Source organism: Rhodococcus sp. B7740 (assembly GCF_000954115.1).
Classification (GTDB): Bacteria; Actinomycetota; Actinomycetes; order Mycobacteriales; family Mycobacteriaceae; genus Rhodococcoides.
Genome location: NZ_CP010797.1, coordinates 659299 through 677587, shown reverse-complemented (window position 1 = coordinate 677587; position 18289 = coordinate 659299). Strand labels below are relative to the sequence as shown.

Genomic DNA, 18289 nt, shown 5'->3' with positions numbered 1-18289 from the left:
TAGAAGATGAGTTCATCTCCCCCAGCAGCATCCGACGACAACGCCGCCTCCAAGACGAGACGGCAGCGTAAGACGCGCCGACGCATCACCGGTGCGCTCGTTCTGATGATGGGCCTTCTGAGCGCAGGATTCCTCGCCTCGGCTCTGACGCCGGCTCCGCAGGTCGCGACCGCCGATACCGATTCGGCAGCGCTGATCCGCGAGGGCAAGCAGCTCTACGACACGTCCTGCGTCACGTGCCACGGAGCCAACCTGCAGGGTGTTCAGGATCGCGGACCGAGCCTCATCGGCGTCGGCGAAGCGGCTGTCTACTTCCAGGTGTCGAGCGGCCGCATGCCTGCCGTCCGCAACGAGGCGCAGGCGCTGCGCAAGCCGCCGAAGTTCAACGACAAGCAGATCGACGCGCTGGGTGCCTACATCCAGGCCAACGGTGGCGGACCGACGGTCATCCTCGACGAGAACGGCGAGATCGCTCAGGAGTCCCTGCGCGGCGACGACATCGGACGCGGAAGCGAGTTGTTCCGACTCAACTGCGCCTCCTGCCACAACTTCACGGGCCTCGGCGGAGCTCTCTCCTCGGGCAAGTTCGCACCCCCGCTCGGACCCGCGAACGAGCAGGAGATCTACACCGCGATGGTCACGGGTCCTCAGAACATGCCGAAGTTCTCCGATCGCCAGCTGACGCTGGAAGAGAAGTCCGACATCATCGCCTACATCAAGTCGTCCACCGAGACGCTGCCCGCAGGCGGATGGAGCATCGGCGGCTTCGGTCCCGGTACCGAGATGATCGCTATCTGGACGGTCGGCATCATCGCCGTCGTCGGAGCAACTTTGTGGATCGGAGCTAGATCATGACCGACGGCGATTCCGGCCGTAAGGACGCGAACAACGACGAATCCGGACGCAAGGATGCGCCCGATGCCGAAGGCGTGAACGCGGACAAGAAGTACACCGACGAGGAACTCGCCGCGCTCAGCCGCGACGACCTGGTCAAACTGGGCACCAACCTCGACGGTGTCGACGTCGCTTTCCGCCGCAACCGTTGGGCAGTGGAAGGTACCCGCGCCGAGAAGCGCGCCGAGCGCAGCGTCGCCATCTGGTTCTCGATCGCCGGTCTCGCTGCGGTCGCGTTCATCGGTATCTACCTGTTCTGGCCGTGGCAGTACGCCGGTATCGGCGAAGAGAACTACATTGCCTACTCGCTCTACACCCCGCTCATCGGCGCAACGATGGGTCTGGCGATCCTCGCGGTCGGTGTCGGCGCGGTGCAGTTCACCAAGAAGTTCATCCCCGAAGAGGTCTCCATCCAGGACCGTCACGACGGCGGTTCGTCGGAGACGGATCGCAAGACGCTCGTGGCGGAGCTGGGTGACTCCCTCGATACGTCGACCATCGGTCGTCGCAAGGTGATCAAGCGGTCGCTGGTCTTCGGTGGTGGCGCACTCGGTGTGATGGCGCTTCTCCCCCTGGGCGGCCTGATCAAGAACCCGTGGGCGAAGGGCGAAGATTCGCCGTTGTGGGTATCCGGCTGGACTCCTCGCTACGATGGAGAGACCATCTACCTCCGACGAGACACCGGGCGACCGGAAGATGTCGTTCTCGTTCGGCCCGAGGACTTGGACGCTGGTGCCATGGAGACCGTCTTCCCGTTCCGCGAAGCGGATCGCGAGAGCGAGCACGACCTGCTCGTATCCCTGCGTGGTGTTCGCAACTCGGTCATGCTCATCCGCCTTCGCCCGGACGCCGCCAGCAACGTCGTCAAGCGCAAGGGTCAAGAAAGCTTCAACTACGGCGATTACTTCGCCTACTCCAAGATCTGCACGCACCTGGGTTGCCCGACATCGTTGTACGAGCAGCAGACCAACCGAATTCTGTGCCCTTGCCACCAGTCGCAGTTCAACGCGCTCGAGTACGGCAAGCCGATCTTCGGACCGGCTGCGCGTGCGCTGCCCCAACTTCCCATCACTGTCAACGAAGAGGGATTCCTCGTCGCTTCGGGAGACTTCACCGAAGCACTGGGACCCGCCTTCTGGGAACGTCGTCCGGAGCGTGACTCATGAGTACATTGCAAAACCTCGCCGCCAAGCAGGCCGACGGCGTAGACAGTCGCTATCACCTGGCACCTGGGCTACGGCGCCAGATCAACAAGGTGTTCCCTACCCACTGGTCCTTCCTGCTCGGTGAGATCGCGCTGTACAGCTTCGTGATCTTGCTGATCTCGGGCGTGTTCCTCACCCTGTTCTTCGACCCCTCGCTCAGCGAGGTCGTGTACGACGGTGCGTACACCCCGCTCAACGGTGTGACGATGTCCAGGGCATACGCAACGGCCCTCGACATCACGTTCGAGGTTCGCGGCGGTCTGTTCATGCGACAGATTCACCACTGGGCGGCTCTGATGTTCGCCGCCTCGATCATCGTGCACATGATGCGCATCTTCTTCACCGGCGCGTTCCGTCGCCCCCGTGAGGCCAACTGGGTCATCGGCTGCCTGTTGCTCATCCTCGCGATGTTCGAGGGCTTCTTCGGCTACTCGCTGCCCGACGATCTGCTCTCCGGCACCGGCCTCCGCGCCGCACTGGGTGGCATCACGATGAGCATCCCGATCATCGGTACGTGGATGCACTGGCTCATCTTCGACGGCGACTTCCCCGGCACGATCATCATCCCGCGCCTGTACGTCGCTCACGTTCTTCTGCTGCCGGCAATCATCCTGGCCCTGATCGCGGCCCACTTGGCTCTGGTCTGGTACCAGAAGCACACCCAGTTCCCCGGACCGGGCCGCACGGAACAGAACGTCGTCGGCGTTCGTATTCTCCCGGTCTTCGCAGTCAAGTCCGGTGCCTTCTTCGCCGTCACCTTCGGCATCCTGGCAGCAATGGGCGGACTGCTCCAGATCAACCCGATCTGGAATCTCGGACCGTACAACCCGTCGCAAGTGTCTGCCGGTGTGCAGCCCGACTTCTACCTGATGTGGACCGACGGCATGGCCCGACTGTGGCCTGCCTGGGAGATATACATCGCTGGGCGTTACACCATCCCGGCAGTGTTCTGGGTGGCAGTGATCATGGGCCTCGTCTTCACCGTGATGATCGCCTACCCCTGGATCGAGAAGCGTCTCACCGGAGACACTGCGCATCACAACCTGTTGCAGCGTCCCCGCGACGTTCCGGTGCGTACCGCGATCGGCGCGATGGCTCTCACCTTCTACGTGATCCTCACGCTCTCGTGCATCAACGACCTCATCGCGTACAAGTTCGACATCTCGCTCAACGCGATGACGTGGATCGGTCGTATCGGAATTCTCACCATGCCTCCGCTCGCCTACTTCATCGCGTACCGATTCTGCATCGGATTGCAGCGCAGTGACCGGGCAGTTCTCGAGCACGGCATCGAAACCGGAATCATCAAGCGCCTCCCGCACGGCCAGTACGTGGAAATCCACCAGCCGCTCGGACCGGTCGACGATCACGGACACCCGATGCCCCTCGACTACCAGGGCGCACCCGTACCGAAGAAGATGAACAAGCTCGGCTCGGCCGGAAAGCCTGGCTCGGGATCGCTGTTCAGTCCGGATCCGGTGGCACAGAGCAAGGCTCTCGAAGATGCCCTGCACAAGGGTGAACACGAGCAGCTCACGATGCTCCGCAACTACCAGGCGGGCATTCACGGCAACGGCCACGCGAACGGCAACGGTCACTCGAACGGCAACGGCCACTCGAACGGCCATGCCAATGGCAATGGCCACGCGAACGGCAACGGCAATGGACTCCATGCGGACGAGGATGCTGCTATTGCTTCGGGTCGAAGTGACAACGACAGAGAACACTGACATCTGACAGAGTCCGAAAGAGGGCGACACCGGCAACGGTGTCGCCCTCTTTTCCTGTCTGCCGACACCATCCGGACCCAAAGCCGGGGCTCGCTGTCCTGAGCACGACGGCTGAGGATCCGCGAGAGCCCCGAGCGGCCCTCCCCTCCCCCACCGGCGGACGACCCACTCGCTGTATCGGCCGATCTCGGCTCGCGGGTTCTCGACGAACCGGTATTACTATCGGTCTCATGGTCCGCATTCCCCTCACCCCCGGCGAACTCGCCCGAGGTGCCAGGCTCGGCTCTGCGCTCCGTCTGGCCCGTGGTGGCCGAACCATGACCGAGGTTGCCGACAAGGCCGGCATCTCGGTCGAAACTCTGAGGAAGATCGAGACCGGCCGGATTCCGACACCGGCGTTCTTCACCGTCGCCGCATTGTGCGGTGCGCTGGACATCTCCCTCGACTCGCTTGCCGATTCGACGTCCTGTTCCGGTCGGACCCACTCGGAGGCCGACGTCTCCTGACTGTCGCCCGTGGTGCACCTCCCGCTTACACCTCCCGAGTTCATAGCCCGTCGACGTCACAGCCGCCGTGAGCCGAGCATCCGGACCGGCCTGTGCGGTGTACTACAGAAAAGGGCCCTGATCGTTCGTGAGAACGACCAGGGCCCTTGTCGGGTGGAGCTGGTGGAGTCAGTGGCGCTCGGCACCTACGTGGTACTCGAAGACCAAACCCGCGGCCGCGGCGATGACACAGAAGACGCCCAGAGCGATGAGCCACGGCTGGAAGAAGGCGAAGCCGATGGCAGTGACGGCTGCAAAGGCTGCCAGCACGATCGGCCAGAAGCTGCCGGGGCTGAAGAAGCCCAGGTCGCCTGCACCGTCGCTCACCTCGGCGTCGTCGAAGTCTTCCGGGCGCGTATCGAGGCGTCGGGCGACGAACCTGAAGTAGGTACCGATGATCAGGGTCAGACCCACCGACAGGAAGATCGCGGTGACTCCGGCCCACTCCACTCCTGTGCGGCTCAGGCCCGTGAACAACGTGTACACGATGCCGACCAGGAGGAAGAAGACAGTGAGGATTTCGAAGATCTTGGCTTCGATTTTCATATCAGCATGCTTCCTTGGTCAGTTGCCTTCAGCGACAGCGGCTGTTCGGAGGGTGCGGTCGGTAGAGAACGGCGAGGTGCTCGTTGCGAGGGGGCTTTCGCCGATGGCTTCGAGTGCCTGCGCATTGGTCAGCGCATCTCCGCCCTCGGACAGGGGCTTGCGCAGCTCGATGTACTGCTCGAACCGCTCCGGAGACACTGCACGAACCTCGAAGTTCATCATCGAGTGGAAGGTGCCGCACATCTCGGTGCACCGTCCGACGAAGGAGCCTTCGCGTTCGATCTCGCTGATCTGGAAGACGTTGTCGGAGTGGTTCTCCTCGGGGTTCGGGAGGACGTCGCGCTTGAACAGGAATTCCGGAACCCAGAATCCGTGGATGACGTCCGAGGACGCGAGCACGAACTCGATGCGCTTGCCGGTCGGCAGAACCAGAACCGGGATCTCGTCGCTGGATCCGACCGTTTCGATCTTGTTGTAGTGCAGGTACGACAGATCCTGCGTGGAAGCTCCGTTGATCGGTCCCGGAACGAATTCGCCGTCCTCGCTGCCCTCGGCACCTTCGCCCGGGGTTGCCGCGGCCTCGGCTGCAGCCTGCTCTTCCTCGTCGGTGCCCTCGTACTTGGCGGCACCGTCCTTGAGGTCGATGGTCCGGTATCCGAACTTCCAGTTCCACTGGTACGCCGTGACATCCACCTGGACATCGGGATCTGCCTGCTTCTCGTCGACGTAGTTCTGCACCACGACCGTGAAGTAGAACAGCACCGCGATGATCACGAACGGAACCGCCGTGTAGAAGAGCTCGAGCGGAACGTTGTACGCCGTCTGGCGAGGGAACTCCGGTGAGCTCTTCTTCTTACGGTGGAACAGCACCACCCAGAAGATGAGAACCCACACGATGATGCCCATGACCAGGGCTGCAATGACCGACCACGTCCACAGGTCGCCGATGCGTCGCCCCTGAGGGGTGACGCCCGAGGCGAAACCGAAATTGAGTACGTTGTCGCTGCTGATGGAACAGCCCGACAGCATCAACGCGGCTACACCGAGAAATGCTGTCAGCCCCGCTCGCCGAAGGATCCGACTCTGCGCCACGTTCACGCCTTCCTGATTGCCCACCACTGAAGAATAAGGGCTTCCACATGGAGATGCCCGAGTACTACGCAGCGTAGACCAAAGCCGGAGGAGAACCACCCTTGGGTCGTTACCTACGTCCGAGCGTGTCTGCGGCATACTCGGATCCTGATCTACAGTCCCGCTGACGACGCTCGCGGAGACCAGGACCCCTGCACTGTCCCCAACTGCGAGAAGAGGTAGCAGACGCCGTGTGTGGACTGCTCGGAGTACTCACGTCTCACGGAACGACCGCCGCCGGAGTCGAACTCGTCGCTTCGGCGACCCATTGCATGCGACACCGCGGCCCGGACGAGCCCGGTGGCACCTGGCACGACGACGACGTCGTCTACGGCTTCAATCGGTTGTCCTTCATCGACATCGAACACTCGCATCAGCCGATGCGTTGGGGTCCGCCGGAGTCGCCGAACCGGTATGCGCTCGTCTTCAACGGCGAGATCTACAACTATCTGGAACTGCGCGCAGAACTGGCACGCGAGCACGGTGCCGAGTTCAGCACCGAGGGTGACAGCGAGTCCATCGTCGCAGCGTTTCACTACTGGGGTGCTGCCGCTGTGGAGCGGCTTCGGGGCATGTTCGCATTCGCCGTCTGGGACACCGAGACCCGTGAGATGTTCGTCGCTCGCGATCCCTTCGGCATCAAGCCGCTGTTCCTGGCCACCGGTCCGGGTGGCACCGCGTTCGGTAGTGAGAAGAAGAGCGTGCTCGAGCTGATGGAGTTGCTCGGTGTCGACACCGATCTCGACCCGCGCGCCATCGAGCACTACACCGTTCTGCAGTACGTCCCCGAGCCCGAGACCCTGCACGCAGGCGTTCGGCGGCTCGAGTCCGGTTGCTACGCCACCCTGTCCCCCGGTACGACGCCGAAGATCACCCGCTACTTCACACCGAAGTTCCCGGTGCAGCCGTTCGCGCCGGGCACCGAGAAGGCGCGGTACCAGGAAATGGCCGAGGCACTCGAAGATTCGGTGGCCAAACACATGCGCGCCGACGTCACCGTCGGCTCGTTCCTCTCCGGCGGCATCGATTCGACGGCCATCGCAGCTCTGGCGATTCGCCACAATCCCGACCTGATCACGTTCACCACCGGATTCGAGCGCGAGGGCTACTCCGAGGTCGACGTGGCGGCGGAGTCCGCGGCCGCCATCGGAGCGAAGCACATCGTGAAGGTCGTGGGGCCCGAAGAATTCGCGGCATCCATTCCCGAGATCGTCTGGTATCTGGACGATCCTGTGGCCGACCCCGCCTTGGTGCCGCTGTACTTCGTCGCCAAGGAAGCACGCAAGCACGTGAAGGTCGTGCTGTCCGGTGAAGGTGCGGACGAATTGTTCGGCGGATACACCATCTACCGCGAACCGCTGTCGTTGAAGCCGTTCGAGTCGCTGCCCGCCTTCCTTCGACGAGCGGCCGGCTCGTTGAGCGAGCGAATCCCCGAGGGCACGCGCGGCAAGAGCCTGCTCAACCGCGGATCGATGACCCTCGAAGAGCGGTACTACGGCAACGCTCGCAGTTTCAACGACGCGCAGTTGCGCTCGGTGTTGCGCGAGTTCCGGTCCGAATGGACCCATCAGGACGTCACCGCCCCGATCTACGCGCAGTCGCAGGGATGGGATCCGGTGGCTCGCATGCAGCATCTGGATCTGTTCACCTGGTTGCGTGGCGACATTCTGGTCAAGGCCGACAAGATCACCATGGCGAACTCACTCGAGTTGCGAGTCCCGTTCCTGGACTCCGAGGTCTACAAGGTTGCCGAGAAGCTCCCACTCGAGCAGAAGATCACCAAGAACACCACCAAGTACGCTCTGCGTCAGGCGCTCGAGGGAATCGTTCCCGGTCATGTCCTGCACCGCGCCAAGCTGGGATTCCCGGTGCCACTGCGCCATTGGCTCCGCGGCACGGAACTCTTCGACTGGGCGCACCAGCAGATCGCCGATTCGCAGACCGATCACCTGCTGAACAAGGCAGCCGTCGTCGCAATGCTCGACGACCACCGCGCCGGCCGGTCCGATCACAGCCGTCGACTGTGGACCCTGCTGATCTTCATGGTGTGGCACGGAATCTTCGTGGAGAAACGCATCGTGCCGCAGATCGCCGAACCGGAATACCCGGTCAACATCTGATCGAGGTCACCTCGCCGCCCCGATGGCTCGGGGCGGCGAGATCGGCATCAGACGGGGAGCAATGCCCCGATCTCCTCGCCCGCGTCGGCACCGTACGCCGCGGTCAGACGTTTGATCGCGTCGTCGCGATTGAGCTCCCACTCCTGAGTGCCGGTGGTCTCCAGCACCAGCACGGCCACGAGCGAACCGAGTTGCGCTGCGCGTTCGATACTGGCTCCGGCCATGTGTGCCGTGAGAAAACCTGCCCGGAAGCCATCGCCGACGCCGGTCGGGTCGACCTTGCTCGTCTCGGGCACGACGCCGATGTGGGTGTGTTCGCCGCCCTTGGCCACGATGTCGACGCCGCGCTTACCCAGGGTGGTGACACGTAGCTCCACCTTCGCAGCGATGTCCGCGTCAGACATGCCGGTCTTCTGCTTCAGCAGTGCCCATTCGTACTCGTTGGTGAACAGGTACGCGGCACCGTCGATCAAGTCGGTCGTCTGCGCTGCGTCGAGCCGGGCGAGCTGCTGCGACGGGTCGGCCGCGAACGGGATACCCGCAGCGCGGCACTGGGCCGTATGCGCTGTCATGGCGTCGGGGTCGTTCGCGCCGATCAGAACCAGGTCCATCTCGTGCTGCGCCGCGAGCGTCTCGATGGAAATATCACGGGCCTCGCTCATCGCTCCGGGGTAGAAGGACGCAATCTGCGCCATGTCCTCGTCCGTGGTGCAGACGAAGCGGGCGGTGTGCGCGGTAGCGGACACGCTCACACCACTGCAGTCGACGCCGTGCTCCTCGAGCCAGGTCCGGTATTCGGCGAAGTCCGGTCCCACGGCCCCGACGAGAAGAGGCGCACCGCCGAGAACTCCGAGTGCGTACGCGATGTTTCCGCCGACGCCTCCCTTGCGAATCACCAGATCGTCGACCAGAAAGCTCAACGAGATGTTCGAGAGCTGGTCGGCGACTATCTGCTCGGCGAACCGTCCGGAGAATCGCATCAGATGGTCGGTCGCTATCGAGCCGGATACCGCGAGAGTCACGAAGGAGGGCCTTTCGGTTCTTGAGTGCTGGAGAGCTGCTGGGCAGACACGACTGTGACCGATACACGCACGCGTGTACCGGTCACAGTCGAGTACGAGTCAGCTCAGTTGAACGAGTCGCCGCACGCGCACGATCCCGTGGCGTTCGGGTTGTCGATCGTGAAGCCCTGCTTCTCGATCGTGTCCACGAAGTCGATGGATGCACCCTCCACGTACGGGGCGCTCATCCGGTCCACTGCGAGCGTGACGCCGTTGAAGTCGACCGCGAGGTCGCCGTCGAGGCTTCGATCGTCGAAGAAGAGCTGGTAGCGCAGTCCTGCGCAACCACCTGGCTGCACCGCGATGCGCAGCGCGAGGTCGTCGCGGCCTTCTTGGTCCAGCAACGCCTTGGCCTTGGTCGACGCGGTCTCCGTCATGGTGACCTTGTGCGCTGTGGTTTCGGTCGTTGTGGCCTCGTTCGAGACGGTCATGGGCTCTCCCTATCAGTCGTACAAACCCGTGAACTACTCAACCGTACTCCCGGTGGCTCTATTCCTCACGCTCGCCGCCTCGGTTGTACGGCAGTGTCGTCCACGTCGGCCGCTACGCGCGCGGCCAGCTGTTCGAGCTGGTTCGCCGCGTCGGACATCGCCAGCTCCACCGATCCTGCGAACTCACTGATCGAGTGCGCAGCGGAGATACCCGCCGATTCCAGTTCGTCCTCGGACAACGTGACCTGTCCCGCGAGCACGATCGTGTCGATACCGGTCGCGCCGCCCGCGGCAGCGATTCTCGACACCAGCTTGCCCCGCAGCGACTGCGAGTCGAATTTGCCCTCACCGGTGAGCACCAGGTCGACCGAGTCCAACAGTTCTTGCTGGCCGGTCCGCTCGGCCACGACAGCCGCCCCGGGCTGCTGCCTGCCGCCCAGTGCGAACAACGCCGCCCCGATACCACCGGCGGCCCCGGCACCCGGCCGGTCCGCCACGTCGTGACCCGCGGCGGACAGGACCGCCGCCCAGTCGGCGTTCAGCTCCTCGAGCCGAGCAACGGTCTCTGCGTCGGCACCCTTCTGTGGACCGAAGACTCGGGCTGCACCGGCGTCGCCCAGCAGCGGATTCTCCACGTCCGACGCGGCGACGAGGTCGATGTCGGACAACCGGGCGACTGCCGATCCGAGTCCGCCCAGCGCACGAATCATCGCGCGGCCACCGTCGCTGCAGCTACTTCCGCCGAGTCCGACGAATATCGTTTCGGCTCCGCTGTCCAGTGCCGCGCCGAGCAACTGACCGACGCCGTAGCTGCTCGCCTTCGACGCGGACAGTGGGGTGGGCGGCCCGTCGAGCAGATGCAGTCCGCAGGCCTGAGCCGATTCGATGTATGCCGCCGTGCCGTCCAGCAGCCATTCGGCTCGGACCGGGTTACCGAGCGGCCCGTCCACATCCGCGAACTGCACGGTGCCGATGCGCGAAGCCAGTACTTCGACGAAGCCGGGGCCACCGTCGGATTGAGGGGCGAGTTCGAGCTCGTCGGTCTCCCGGACCGACGCCCATCCCCTGGCGATGGCGTCGGCCGCGGCCGCGGCAGTCAGGGTGTCTCCGAACGAATCCGGCGCAATCATCACTCGCATCGTCGGAAGTCTAGGGCTGCAGCGACGGAACGGCATCCGCTGTTTCGTCGCTGACCTGGCCGGTGTTCGAATCCGACGAGCCATCCCATACTCTGAGTGCGTGAAGCTGCTACGCCGTGGAAACTCTGACAATTCGGACGGAAACGACTCGAACGAATCCGAGTCGACGACGGCCGGGAGCGACGCGACCTCTTCGGTGTCTCTCGGTAAGGGCCGACCGACCCCCAAGCGTCGTGACGCCGAGGCGCGGCGTCGTGGACCGGTTGCTCCTGCTCCGCTGACGAGCAAAGAGGCACGCGAGCGCCGCAAGGCGAACAAGGGCAGCAAGGAAGACCGCAAGGCCGCCTCCAACGAGCGACGCGCCGCCGCAGCCGAGCGTCGCGCACGCATGCTCGCGGGCGACGACAAGTACCTGCTCCCCCGCGACAAGGGTCCGGTCCGCGCGTACGTGCGCGACATCGTCGACGCGCGGCGCAACCTCGTCGGACTGTTCATGCCACTCGCGTTGATCTTGATCTTCGCGTTGTTCCTGCAGCCTCAGGTGCAGCAGTACGTCACCCTCGGCATGTTCGTGATGATGCTCTTCATGGTCGGTGAGGGCATCTACCTCGGCAAGATGATCAACAACAAGATCCGGGTGCGGTTCCCCGAGACCACCGACGGTGGTTTCAAGATCGGGTGGTACGCATTCGTCCGCGCGTCCCAGATCCGCAAGATGCGCGCCCCCAAGCCGCGAGTCAGCGCCGGCGAGGCCGTCTGACGTCGGTGGGCGTACCGACTCGAACTCTCGTGCTCGGTGGGGCCAGATCCGGCAAGTCCGGGCACGCCGAATCGCTTGCCGTTCTCGAGCCGGTTCGCTACCTCGCCACCGGTAGGCGGGACGCCACCGACGAGGACTGGCAGCGCCGTATCGACCGTCATCGCGCGTCGAGACCCAATCACTGGTCCACCGTCGAAACCGTCACGTCACTGGCTGGTGTCATCGCGCAGCCGTGGGACGGCACCACCGTCGTCGACGACCTCGGAACGTGGCTGACGGGAATGCTCGACGACGCGCAGGCCTGGGAGCTCCCCCGCGGCACCGTCGCACCGGCAGTCGACGACCTGGTCGGGGCAGTCGCGCGATGCGCGTCGCCTCTCGTACTTGTCAGCCCCGAGGTCGGCCTGTCCGTGGTGCCCGAATCCCGTTCCGGTCGCCTCTTCCGAGACGAGCTGGGCTTGCTCAATTCTCGGCTCGCGACAGTGTGTGACAGGGTTCTGCTGGTCGTTGCGGGCCTCGCGCTGACCCTCAAGGAACCTCCGGCGGACTTCACAACCGCGAAAGGCACAGTGTGACAATTCTTTCGGAAGAGGATTCGGCGACGCCGTTTCGTCCGGTGACGGCTCCGTCGGACTCGGCTCGATCGGCTGCGGCGGACCGGCAACGGGAATTGACAAAGCCCGCCGGCAGCCTCGGTCGCCTCGAGACGCTCGGTGAGTGGATCGCGGCCTGCCAGGACGCCTGTCCGCCGCGGTCTCTCGAACGAGTGCGTGTCGTCGTCTTCGCCGGCGATCACGGCGTCGCTGCGCACGGGGTCTCCGCCTACCCTCCCGAGGTCACGGCCCAGATGGTCGAGAACATCCGCGCCGGCGGTGCCGCGGTGAACGTGCTCGCCGATATCGCCGGTGCGGCGGTTCGGGTCGTCGACATCGCAGTCGACGCCGATACCGATTCTTCCGTGTCCGCGTTCAAGATTCGACGGTCCAGCGGATCCATCGACCGCGAGGACGCGCTGACCGAGGACGAGGTTCGGGCCGCCGTCGCTGCCGGAGCCGCCATCGCCGACGAGGAAGTCGACGCCGGCGCGGATCTTCTCATCGCAGGCGACATGGGCATCGGAAACACCACTCCTGCAACGGTTTTGATCGCCACCCTGACCGACACCGAACCGGTTGCCGCTGTCGGCCGCGGCACCGGAATCGACGATGCGGGGTGGATCAGGAAGACCGCGGCGATCCGGGATGCGATGCGTAGGGCTCGTCCGGTCGCGAAGAACCCCACCGACCTGCTCCGGGTCGCGGGCGGTGCCGACATCGCGGCTCTCGCCGGCTTTCTCGCCCAGGCTGCGCATCGGCGAACCCCGGTGATTCTGGACGGCCTCGTGGTGACCGCGGCCGCTCTGGTGGCCGAGGATGCAGCGGCCGGAGCGCGCAACTGGTGGGTTGCCGGACATCGTTCGGCCGAGCCTGCCCATTCACTTGCGTTGCGGCACTTGCGTCTCGAACCGCTCGTGGAGCTCGAGATGCGTCTCGGCGAGGGCTCGGGTGCGCTGGCGGCGTTGCCTCTGGTTCGTGCGGGTGTCGGCACTCTGAATTCGATGGCGACCTTCGCCGACGCCGGGGTCAGCACCGGCGACAGCGAAGCTCACAGCAGTACCGAAAATCCCTGACCGTGAGCAGGCGCGCCGATGGAGTGTTGCTCGCGTTCTCCTGGCTGACGGTACTGCCCGTGCGCGGCCCGGAGGACGTCGACAGACACTCCGCGGGACGCGCGATCGCGTTCGCGCCGCTCGTCGGCCTCGCCCTCGGCGGCATCTCCGCCGCGCTGCTGTGGGTGTCGATCGCGGCCGGACTGTCACCACTGCTCGGCGGACTGATCGCCGTCGGTGCCTCGGCACTGCTCACCCGGGGTATGCATCTCGACGGCTTGGCCGACACCGCAGACGGACTCGGCTGCTACGGGCCTCCCGAGCGCGCGCGAGAAGTCATGAAATCCGGCAGTGCAGGCCCGTTCGGTGTGGCAGCACTCGTTCTGGTGTTGGGGATACAGGCCGCAAGCCTGGGCCAGCTCGCGCAGTTGCACATGTGGTGGGCCATCGTGTGCGTCTCGGTGATCGCAAGAGTGTCGGCAGTGGTCGCGTGCCGCCGAGGGATCGACGCGGCGGCACCGAGCGGCTTCGGCGCGCTGGTGGCAGGCACTCAGTCGACCGCGGTCGTGGCGTTGTGGACAGGCGTGGCAACGGCCATGTTCACGTACATTTTGCCCGACCGACCGTGGCAGGGATCGCTGGTGGTGATCGCCGCACTCGCCGTCGCGGTGATTCTCACTCGTCACTGCGTCCGACGCTTCGGCGGGCTCTCCGGCGACGTGCTCGGAGCCGGAATCGAGACCACCACCGCACTGGCCGCGGTCGGCCTGCTCCTGGGGAGCTAGCGGAGCGTTGTCATCCAGCCGTGAGTATCGGCGAACGTTCCGCGCTGAATGCCGGTGAGCGTGTCACGTAGTGCGAGAGTGATCTCGCCAGGCTCACCGCCTGCGATCTCGAACGTGCCCTCGGTGGACTTGACGCTGCCCACCGGTGTGATGACGGCTGCTGTGCCGCAGGCGAACACCTCGGTGATCTCGCCGGAGTCGGCACCCTTGCGCCACTCCTCGGTGGAGATCCGCCGCTCTTCGACGGGGATGCCTGCGTCGGTCGCCAGGGCCAGCAGCGAGTCGCGGGTGATGCCGGGCAGAAGCGATCCGGACAGCGACGGGGTCACCAGGCGTGCATCGGAGCCCGAGCCGAAGACGAAGAACAGGTTCATACCGCCCATTTCCTCGACGTAGCGGCGCTCGGTGGCGTCGAGCCAGACCACCTGATCGCATCCCTCGTCGCTGGCCTGTGCTTGCGCCAGAAGCGATGCGGCGTAGTTGCCGGCGAATTTCGCCGCACCGGTCCCGCCCGGTGCCGCCCGGACGTATTCGGTGGACAGCCAGACGCTCACCGGCTTGACGCCTCGAGGGAAGTACGCGCCCGCGGGCGAGGCGATCAACATGTAGCGGTACGAGTCGGCGGGGCGCACGCCCAGCCCGACCTCGGTGGAGAACATGTACGGCCGGACGTACAGCGCGTCTTCGCCGCCTGCTGCGGGGACCCACTCGTGGTCGAATTCGAGAAGCTTCTCGATCGATCCGATGAACAGCTCGTCCGGCAACTCCGGCATCGCCAGGCGACGGGCGGACGAGCGGAAGCGCTCGGCGTTGGACTGCACCCGGAAGGTCGAGAGGTCGCCGTTCGGCTGACGGTAGATCTTGAGTCCCTCGAAGATGGCCTGACCGTAGTGCAGCACCATCGCGGCCGGGTCGAGCTCGATCGGTCCGTAGGGCGCGATCGTCGCATCGTGCCATCCGCCGTCACGGGTGTAGTCGATGTACACCATGTGGTCGGTGAAGTGCTTTCCGAAACCGGGTGCAGCGAGCACCGCGTCGCGCTCCACCGGAGTGGCGGGAGAGGGATGCTGCACGTACGCGAACTCGGAAACACCTGTCATGCCGGAGATACTATCGTCAAGGTCGCTGCGCTCTCGCGCGGTCACCTGGTCTTCGCTGCGACGAACGGCGGCGCGACCACTTCGCAGCGCAACGCTCGCCCACGAACGTCGACCTCGACCTCCGTGCCCACCTCCGGAGCGGCTTGCGCGTCGAGCAGGGCGAGGGCGATTCCGATCTTCAGCGACGGCGAGAACGTTCCGGAGGTCGTCGTCCCGATGTCCTGCCCCGACGCACGCACGGTGAGACCGGGGCGTAGAACACCGCGGTCGAGGGCCTTCAGTCCGCGCAGTACGCGCGCCGGCCCGCTCGCTTTCTCGGCGGACAGTGCTTCCTTGCCCCAGAACGCATCCTTCTTCCACCCGATCGCCCAGCCGCAGCGCGCCTCGAGCGGCGAGATGTCCAGTGCCAGTTCGTGTCCGTGCAGCGGGTACCCCATCTCGGTGCGCAACGTATCGCGTGCGCCGAGCCCGCACACCTGGCCTCCGCGCGATCGCACTGCAGCAACGAGTGCCCGAAAGAGAGGTTCCACATCTCCGGCGGGGGGAACGAGCTCGTAGCCGTGTTCGCCGGTGTATCCGGTCCGGCAGACCCGCACCGCCACCGAATTCCAGGTGGCGTCCTCGAACGCCATGTAGTCCATGTCGGTCGGCAGGCCCAGCTCCTGCAGGACCTCGCTCGATTTCGGTCCCTGCACGGCCAGCACTCCGAAGTCTCGGTGCTGGTTCACCACCGACACGCCTTCGGGTGCCTGCTCGGCCATCGCCGCGACGACGGCCGCAGTGTTGGCTGCGTTCGGCACCAGAAAGACGTTCTCGTCCGAGACGTAGTACGCGATCAGGTCGTCGACGACACCGCCGGATTCGGTGCAGCACAACGTGTACTGCGCCTTGCCCGGTTCGATTCGGTCCAGATCGTTGGTGAGCACGGAGTTCACGAACGCGGCGGCTCCGGGCCCGGTCACCGACGCCTTGCCGAGATGCCCCACATCGAACAGGCCGACGGCTTCTCGCACCGCCGTGTGCTCGACGACGACTCCGGCGTACGACACCGGCATCGTCCAGCCGCCGAAAGGTGCGAATGTCGCGCCCAATTCGGTGTGCACGGCGTGAAGTGGTCCCTCGATCAGCTCGGTGTCGGTCATGGCGGTCACGCTAGCTCACATCGCGGCCGTAGCGGGCCCGGCAGACCGACTGCGTCCCTCGACGCGTCGTCACTAGGATCGAGGTACGTACACGTCAACCCCTACAGGAGCAGCCACGTGCCTTCACCCTCGACGCCTTCCCGCACTCTCGGACCCGACCTGGTCCTCGCGGGCAAGCTCGGCAAGAAAGTCGACGTTCTCGTAGTCGCGCTGAGCACCAGTGACGACGGCCTCGAACTCGCCATCACCGACGACATTTCCGACGACGCCGTCGCCGCTGCGCTACTCGACGCCTTCGAATCCGTCGGTGCCACCGGAAAGGCCGACGAGCTGGTGCGCATTCCGGCACCGTCCGGCCTGTCGGTGGACAGCGTGCTGGCGGTCGGCCTCGGCAGCGCCGCCGACATCGACAGCGAGCGGATTCGGCAGTCGGCCGGTACCGCGGCACGCTCGCTCAAGGGGGTCGACACTGCAGCGACCACGTTGTCTGCGCTCGATCTCGGTGCCGCCGCAGAAGGGTTCTTTCTCGGCGCATATCAGTTCACCGAGTTCAAATCGGCACTCTCGGCACCGAAGTCCGACGCGCTACCACTCGCGCGCGTCGAGTTGCTCGTTCCCGACACCCGCTCCAAGGACGCCAAGAACGAGCTGGCACGATCGCTCGCCATCGCCGAATCCGTTGCCGTAGCACGCGATTTCGTCAACACCCCGCCGAGCCACCTCTACCCCGAGGAGTTCGCCGCACAGGCCAAGGCCCTCGGTACGGCAGCGGGCCTGAAGGTCGAGATCATGGACGACAAGGCACTGGAGAAGGACGGCTACGGCGGCATTCACGGCGTCGGCAAGGGTTCTTCGCGCCTGCCGCGGCTGGTTCGCCTGACGCACTCGGGTGGGAAGCGGGGCGCGAAGAAGGTCGCCCTGGTGGGCAAGGGAATCACGTTCGACACCGGCGGCATCTCCATCAAACCCGCTGCGGGCATGGAGAACATGACCTCCGACATGGGCGGTGCCGCTGCGGTCATCGCGACGGTGATCCTGGCCGCGAAGGTCGATCTGCCACTGGACGTCATCGCGACGGTGCCGATGGCCGAGAACATGCCGTCGGGCACTGCGCAGCGTCCGGGCGATGTACTGACCCAGTACGGCGGCATCACCGTCGAGGTCATCAACACCGACGCCGAAGGTCGACTGGTACTGGCCGACGCGATCGTGCGGGCCTGCGAGGACGATCCGGATTACCTCATCGACACCGCGACGCTCACCGGAGCTCAGGTCGTAGCGCTCGGCAACAGAACGCCGGGCGTGATGGGTACCGACAATTTCCGCGACCGCGTCGCCGAAATCTCCCAAGCCATCGGCGAAAACGCATGGGCTATGCCGTTGCCGAAAGAGATTCGACGCGAACTCGACTCCAAGGTGGCCGATCTGGCGAACGTCACCAACGGCCGGGCCGGAGGAATGCTGGCAGCAGCTCTGTTCCTCAAAGAATTCGTCGCCGACGGCGTCGAATGGGCTCACATCGACGTCGCGGGCCCGGCGTACAACACCGGTGGCCCCTTCGGGTACACCGGCAAAGGCGGCACCGGCGTTCCCGTACGGACGATGTTCGCGGTCCTGGAGGACATCGTCGAGAACGGCTGATCACGAGAGTCCGTGCGTGCGGATTCGGCGTCCGCACGCACGGGCGAGGTCAGAGATCGCGTTGCTGCTGTTCGCGCTTCCTGATGACCTTCTGGCGGGCGTCGTGATCGCGCATGCGCTGGGGGTAGCCGGTCTTGCGCACGTCGTACACCGGGATCTTCAGGTCGGATCCGATCTTTCGTACATATTTTTCATCGAGCGGCCGACGGGTCCATTCGCCGTCGTTCGCGACCAGTACGACGGTCAGCGGGGTCACGGTCGTCTTCGGCTCGACGTAGGCCTCGACACCGATCCGCGCGTCGGTCCAATCGGCCAGGTACTGGGCAACCGACCCTTCCGGAGCCCGTTTCGCGCCCCCACCGCTTCGCTTGAGTCGATCGAACAATCCCACGAGAACATCCTTTTCGTACG

Annotated in this window: 18 protein-coding genes; 10 read left to right on the top strand and 8 right to left on the bottom strand. The window is 64.9% G+C overall.

Annotation, left to right across the window (positions count from 1 at the left end; genetic code table 11):
* Positions 1-6 precede the first annotated feature (6 nt).
* From qcrC to NY08_RS03170, 4 genes are all read left to right on the top strand, one after another.
* Entirely contained in the window at positions 7-855 is an 849-nt protein-coding gene (gene qcrC, locus NY08_RS03185) for a cytochrome bc1 complex diheme cytochrome c subunit (RefSeq protein WP_032394411.1), read from the top strand.
* On the top strand, positions 852-2060 hold the full coding sequence (gene qcrA, locus NY08_RS03180; protein ID WP_235387086.1) for a cytochrome bc1 complex Rieske iron-sulfur subunit: 1209 nt from the start codon (positions 852-854) through the stop codon (positions 2058-2060). Before qcrC ends, qcrA begins: the two co-directional genes overlap by 4 nt.
* On the top strand, positions 2057-3829 hold the full coding sequence (qcrB, locus tag NY08_RS03175) for a cytochrome bc1 complex cytochrome b subunit (protein WP_045194871.1): 1773 nt from the start codon (positions 2057-2059) through the stop codon (positions 3827-3829). Before qcrA ends, qcrB begins: the two co-directional genes overlap by 4 nt.
* Positions 3830-4059: 230 nt before the next feature.
* Positions 4060-4335 (top strand): helix-turn-helix domain-containing protein, encoded by a 276-nt coding sequence (locus tag NY08_RS03170; protein WP_032394413.1) that lies wholly within the window; start codon positions 4060-4062, stop codon positions 4333-4335.
* A gap of 168 nt (positions 4336-4503) precedes the next feature.
* On the opposite strand, the gene NY08_RS03165 is transcribed toward NY08_RS03170, so the two are convergent.
* A complete protein-coding gene (locus tag NY08_RS03165; protein WP_032394414.1) occupies positions 4504-4920 on the bottom strand; it encodes a cytochrome c oxidase subunit 4 in 417 nt (138 codons plus the stop codon).
* Positions 4921-4938: 18 nt separating this feature from the next.
* Positions 4939-6018 (bottom strand): aa3-type cytochrome oxidase subunit II, encoded by a 1080-nt coding sequence (ctaC, locus tag NY08_RS03160; RefSeq protein WP_032394712.1) that lies wholly within the window; start codon positions 6016-6018, stop codon positions 4939-4941.
* A 224-nt stretch (positions 6019-6242) separates the two neighbouring features.
* On the opposite strand from ctaC, the gene asnB reads away from it, so the two are divergent.
* A complete protein-coding gene (gene asnB / locus NY08_RS03155; protein ID WP_045194870.1) occupies positions 6243-8171 on the top strand; it encodes an asparagine synthase (glutamine-hydrolyzing) in 1929 nt (642 codons plus the stop codon).
* A 47-nt stretch (positions 8172-8218) separates the two neighbouring features.
* On the opposite strand, the gene NY08_RS03150 is transcribed toward asnB, so the two are convergent.
* From NY08_RS03150 to NY08_RS03140, 3 genes are all read right to left on the bottom strand, one after another.
* Positions 8219-9193: a carbohydrate kinase family protein gene (locus NY08_RS03150; RefSeq protein ID WP_045194869.1), complete on the bottom strand. Its 975-nt coding sequence runs from the start codon at positions 9191-9193 to the stop codon at positions 8219-8221.
* A gap of 104 nt (positions 9194-9297) precedes the next feature.
* The gene (locus tag NY08_RS03145; protein ID WP_032394417.1) at positions 9298-9663 is read right to left on the bottom strand and encodes a HesB/IscA family protein; all 366 of its coding nucleotides are present in this window, start codon (positions 9661-9663) and stop codon (positions 9298-9300) included.
* A 65-nt stretch (positions 9664-9728) separates the two neighbouring features.
* Positions 9729-10802, bottom strand: coding sequence for a glycerate kinase family protein (locus NY08_RS03140; protein WP_045194868.1), 1074 nt, complete (start codon positions 10800-10802; stop codon positions 9729-9731).
* 100 nt (positions 10803-10902) lie between these two features.
* On the opposite strand from NY08_RS03140, the gene NY08_RS03135 reads away from it, so the two are divergent.
* From NY08_RS03135 to NY08_RS03120, 4 genes are read left to right on the top strand one after another with little or no spacing between them, the layout of a single operon-like run.
* Positions 10903-11562: a DUF3043 domain-containing protein gene (locus tag NY08_RS03135; protein ID WP_032394419.1), complete on the top strand. Its 660-nt coding sequence runs from the start codon at positions 10903-10905 to the stop codon at positions 11560-11562.
* 5 nt (positions 11563-11567) lie between these two features.
* Entirely contained in the window at positions 11568-12137 is a 570-nt protein-coding gene (gene cobU / locus NY08_RS03130) for a bifunctional adenosylcobinamide kinase/adenosylcobinamide-phosphate guanylyltransferase (RefSeq protein ID WP_045194867.1), read from the top strand.
* Positions 12138-12139: 2 nt separating this feature from the next.
* Complete coding sequence (gene cobT / locus NY08_RS03125) at positions 12140-13231, top strand: nicotinate-nucleotide--dimethylbenzimidazole phosphoribosyltransferase (protein ID WP_045199626.1); 1092 nt, start codon at positions 12140-12142, stop codon at positions 13229-13231.
* Between the two features lie 2 nt (positions 13232-13233).
* Positions 13234-13995, top strand: coding sequence for an adenosylcobinamide-GDP ribazoletransferase (locus tag NY08_RS03120; protein ID WP_045194863.1), 762 nt, complete (start codon positions 13234-13236; stop codon positions 13993-13995).
* Here the strand turns inward: NY08_RS03120 and NY08_RS03115 are convergent.
* Positions 13992-15095, bottom strand: a complete 1104-nt coding sequence (locus tag NY08_RS03115) for a branched-chain amino acid aminotransferase (protein ID WP_045194862.1) — start codon at positions 15093-15095, stop codon at positions 13992-13994. The two genes, NY08_RS03120 and NY08_RS03115, sit on opposite strands and share 4 nt — an antisense overlap.
* A 41-nt stretch (positions 15096-15136) precedes the next feature.
* Positions 15137-16237, bottom strand: coding sequence for a glycine cleavage system aminomethyltransferase GcvT (gcvT, locus tag NY08_RS03110; protein WP_045194860.1), 1101 nt, complete (start codon positions 16235-16237; stop codon positions 15137-15139).
* Between the two features lie 117 nt (positions 16238-16354).
* Between gcvT and NY08_RS03105 the strand changes: the two genes are divergently transcribed.
* Positions 16355-17878 (top strand): leucyl aminopeptidase, encoded by a 1524-nt coding sequence (locus NY08_RS03105; protein ID WP_045194859.1) that lies wholly within the window; start codon positions 16355-16357, stop codon positions 17876-17878.
* A gap of 49 nt (positions 17879-17927) precedes the next feature.
* Here the strand turns inward: NY08_RS03105 and NY08_RS03100 are convergent, their stop codons facing one another.
* Positions 17928-18269 carry a hypothetical protein gene (locus tag NY08_RS03100; protein WP_032394423.1) on the bottom strand — a complete coding sequence of 114 codons (342 nt, stop codon included), beginning with the start codon at positions 18267-18269 and terminating at the stop codon, positions 17928-17930.
* Positions 18270-18289 lie beyond the last annotated feature (20 nt).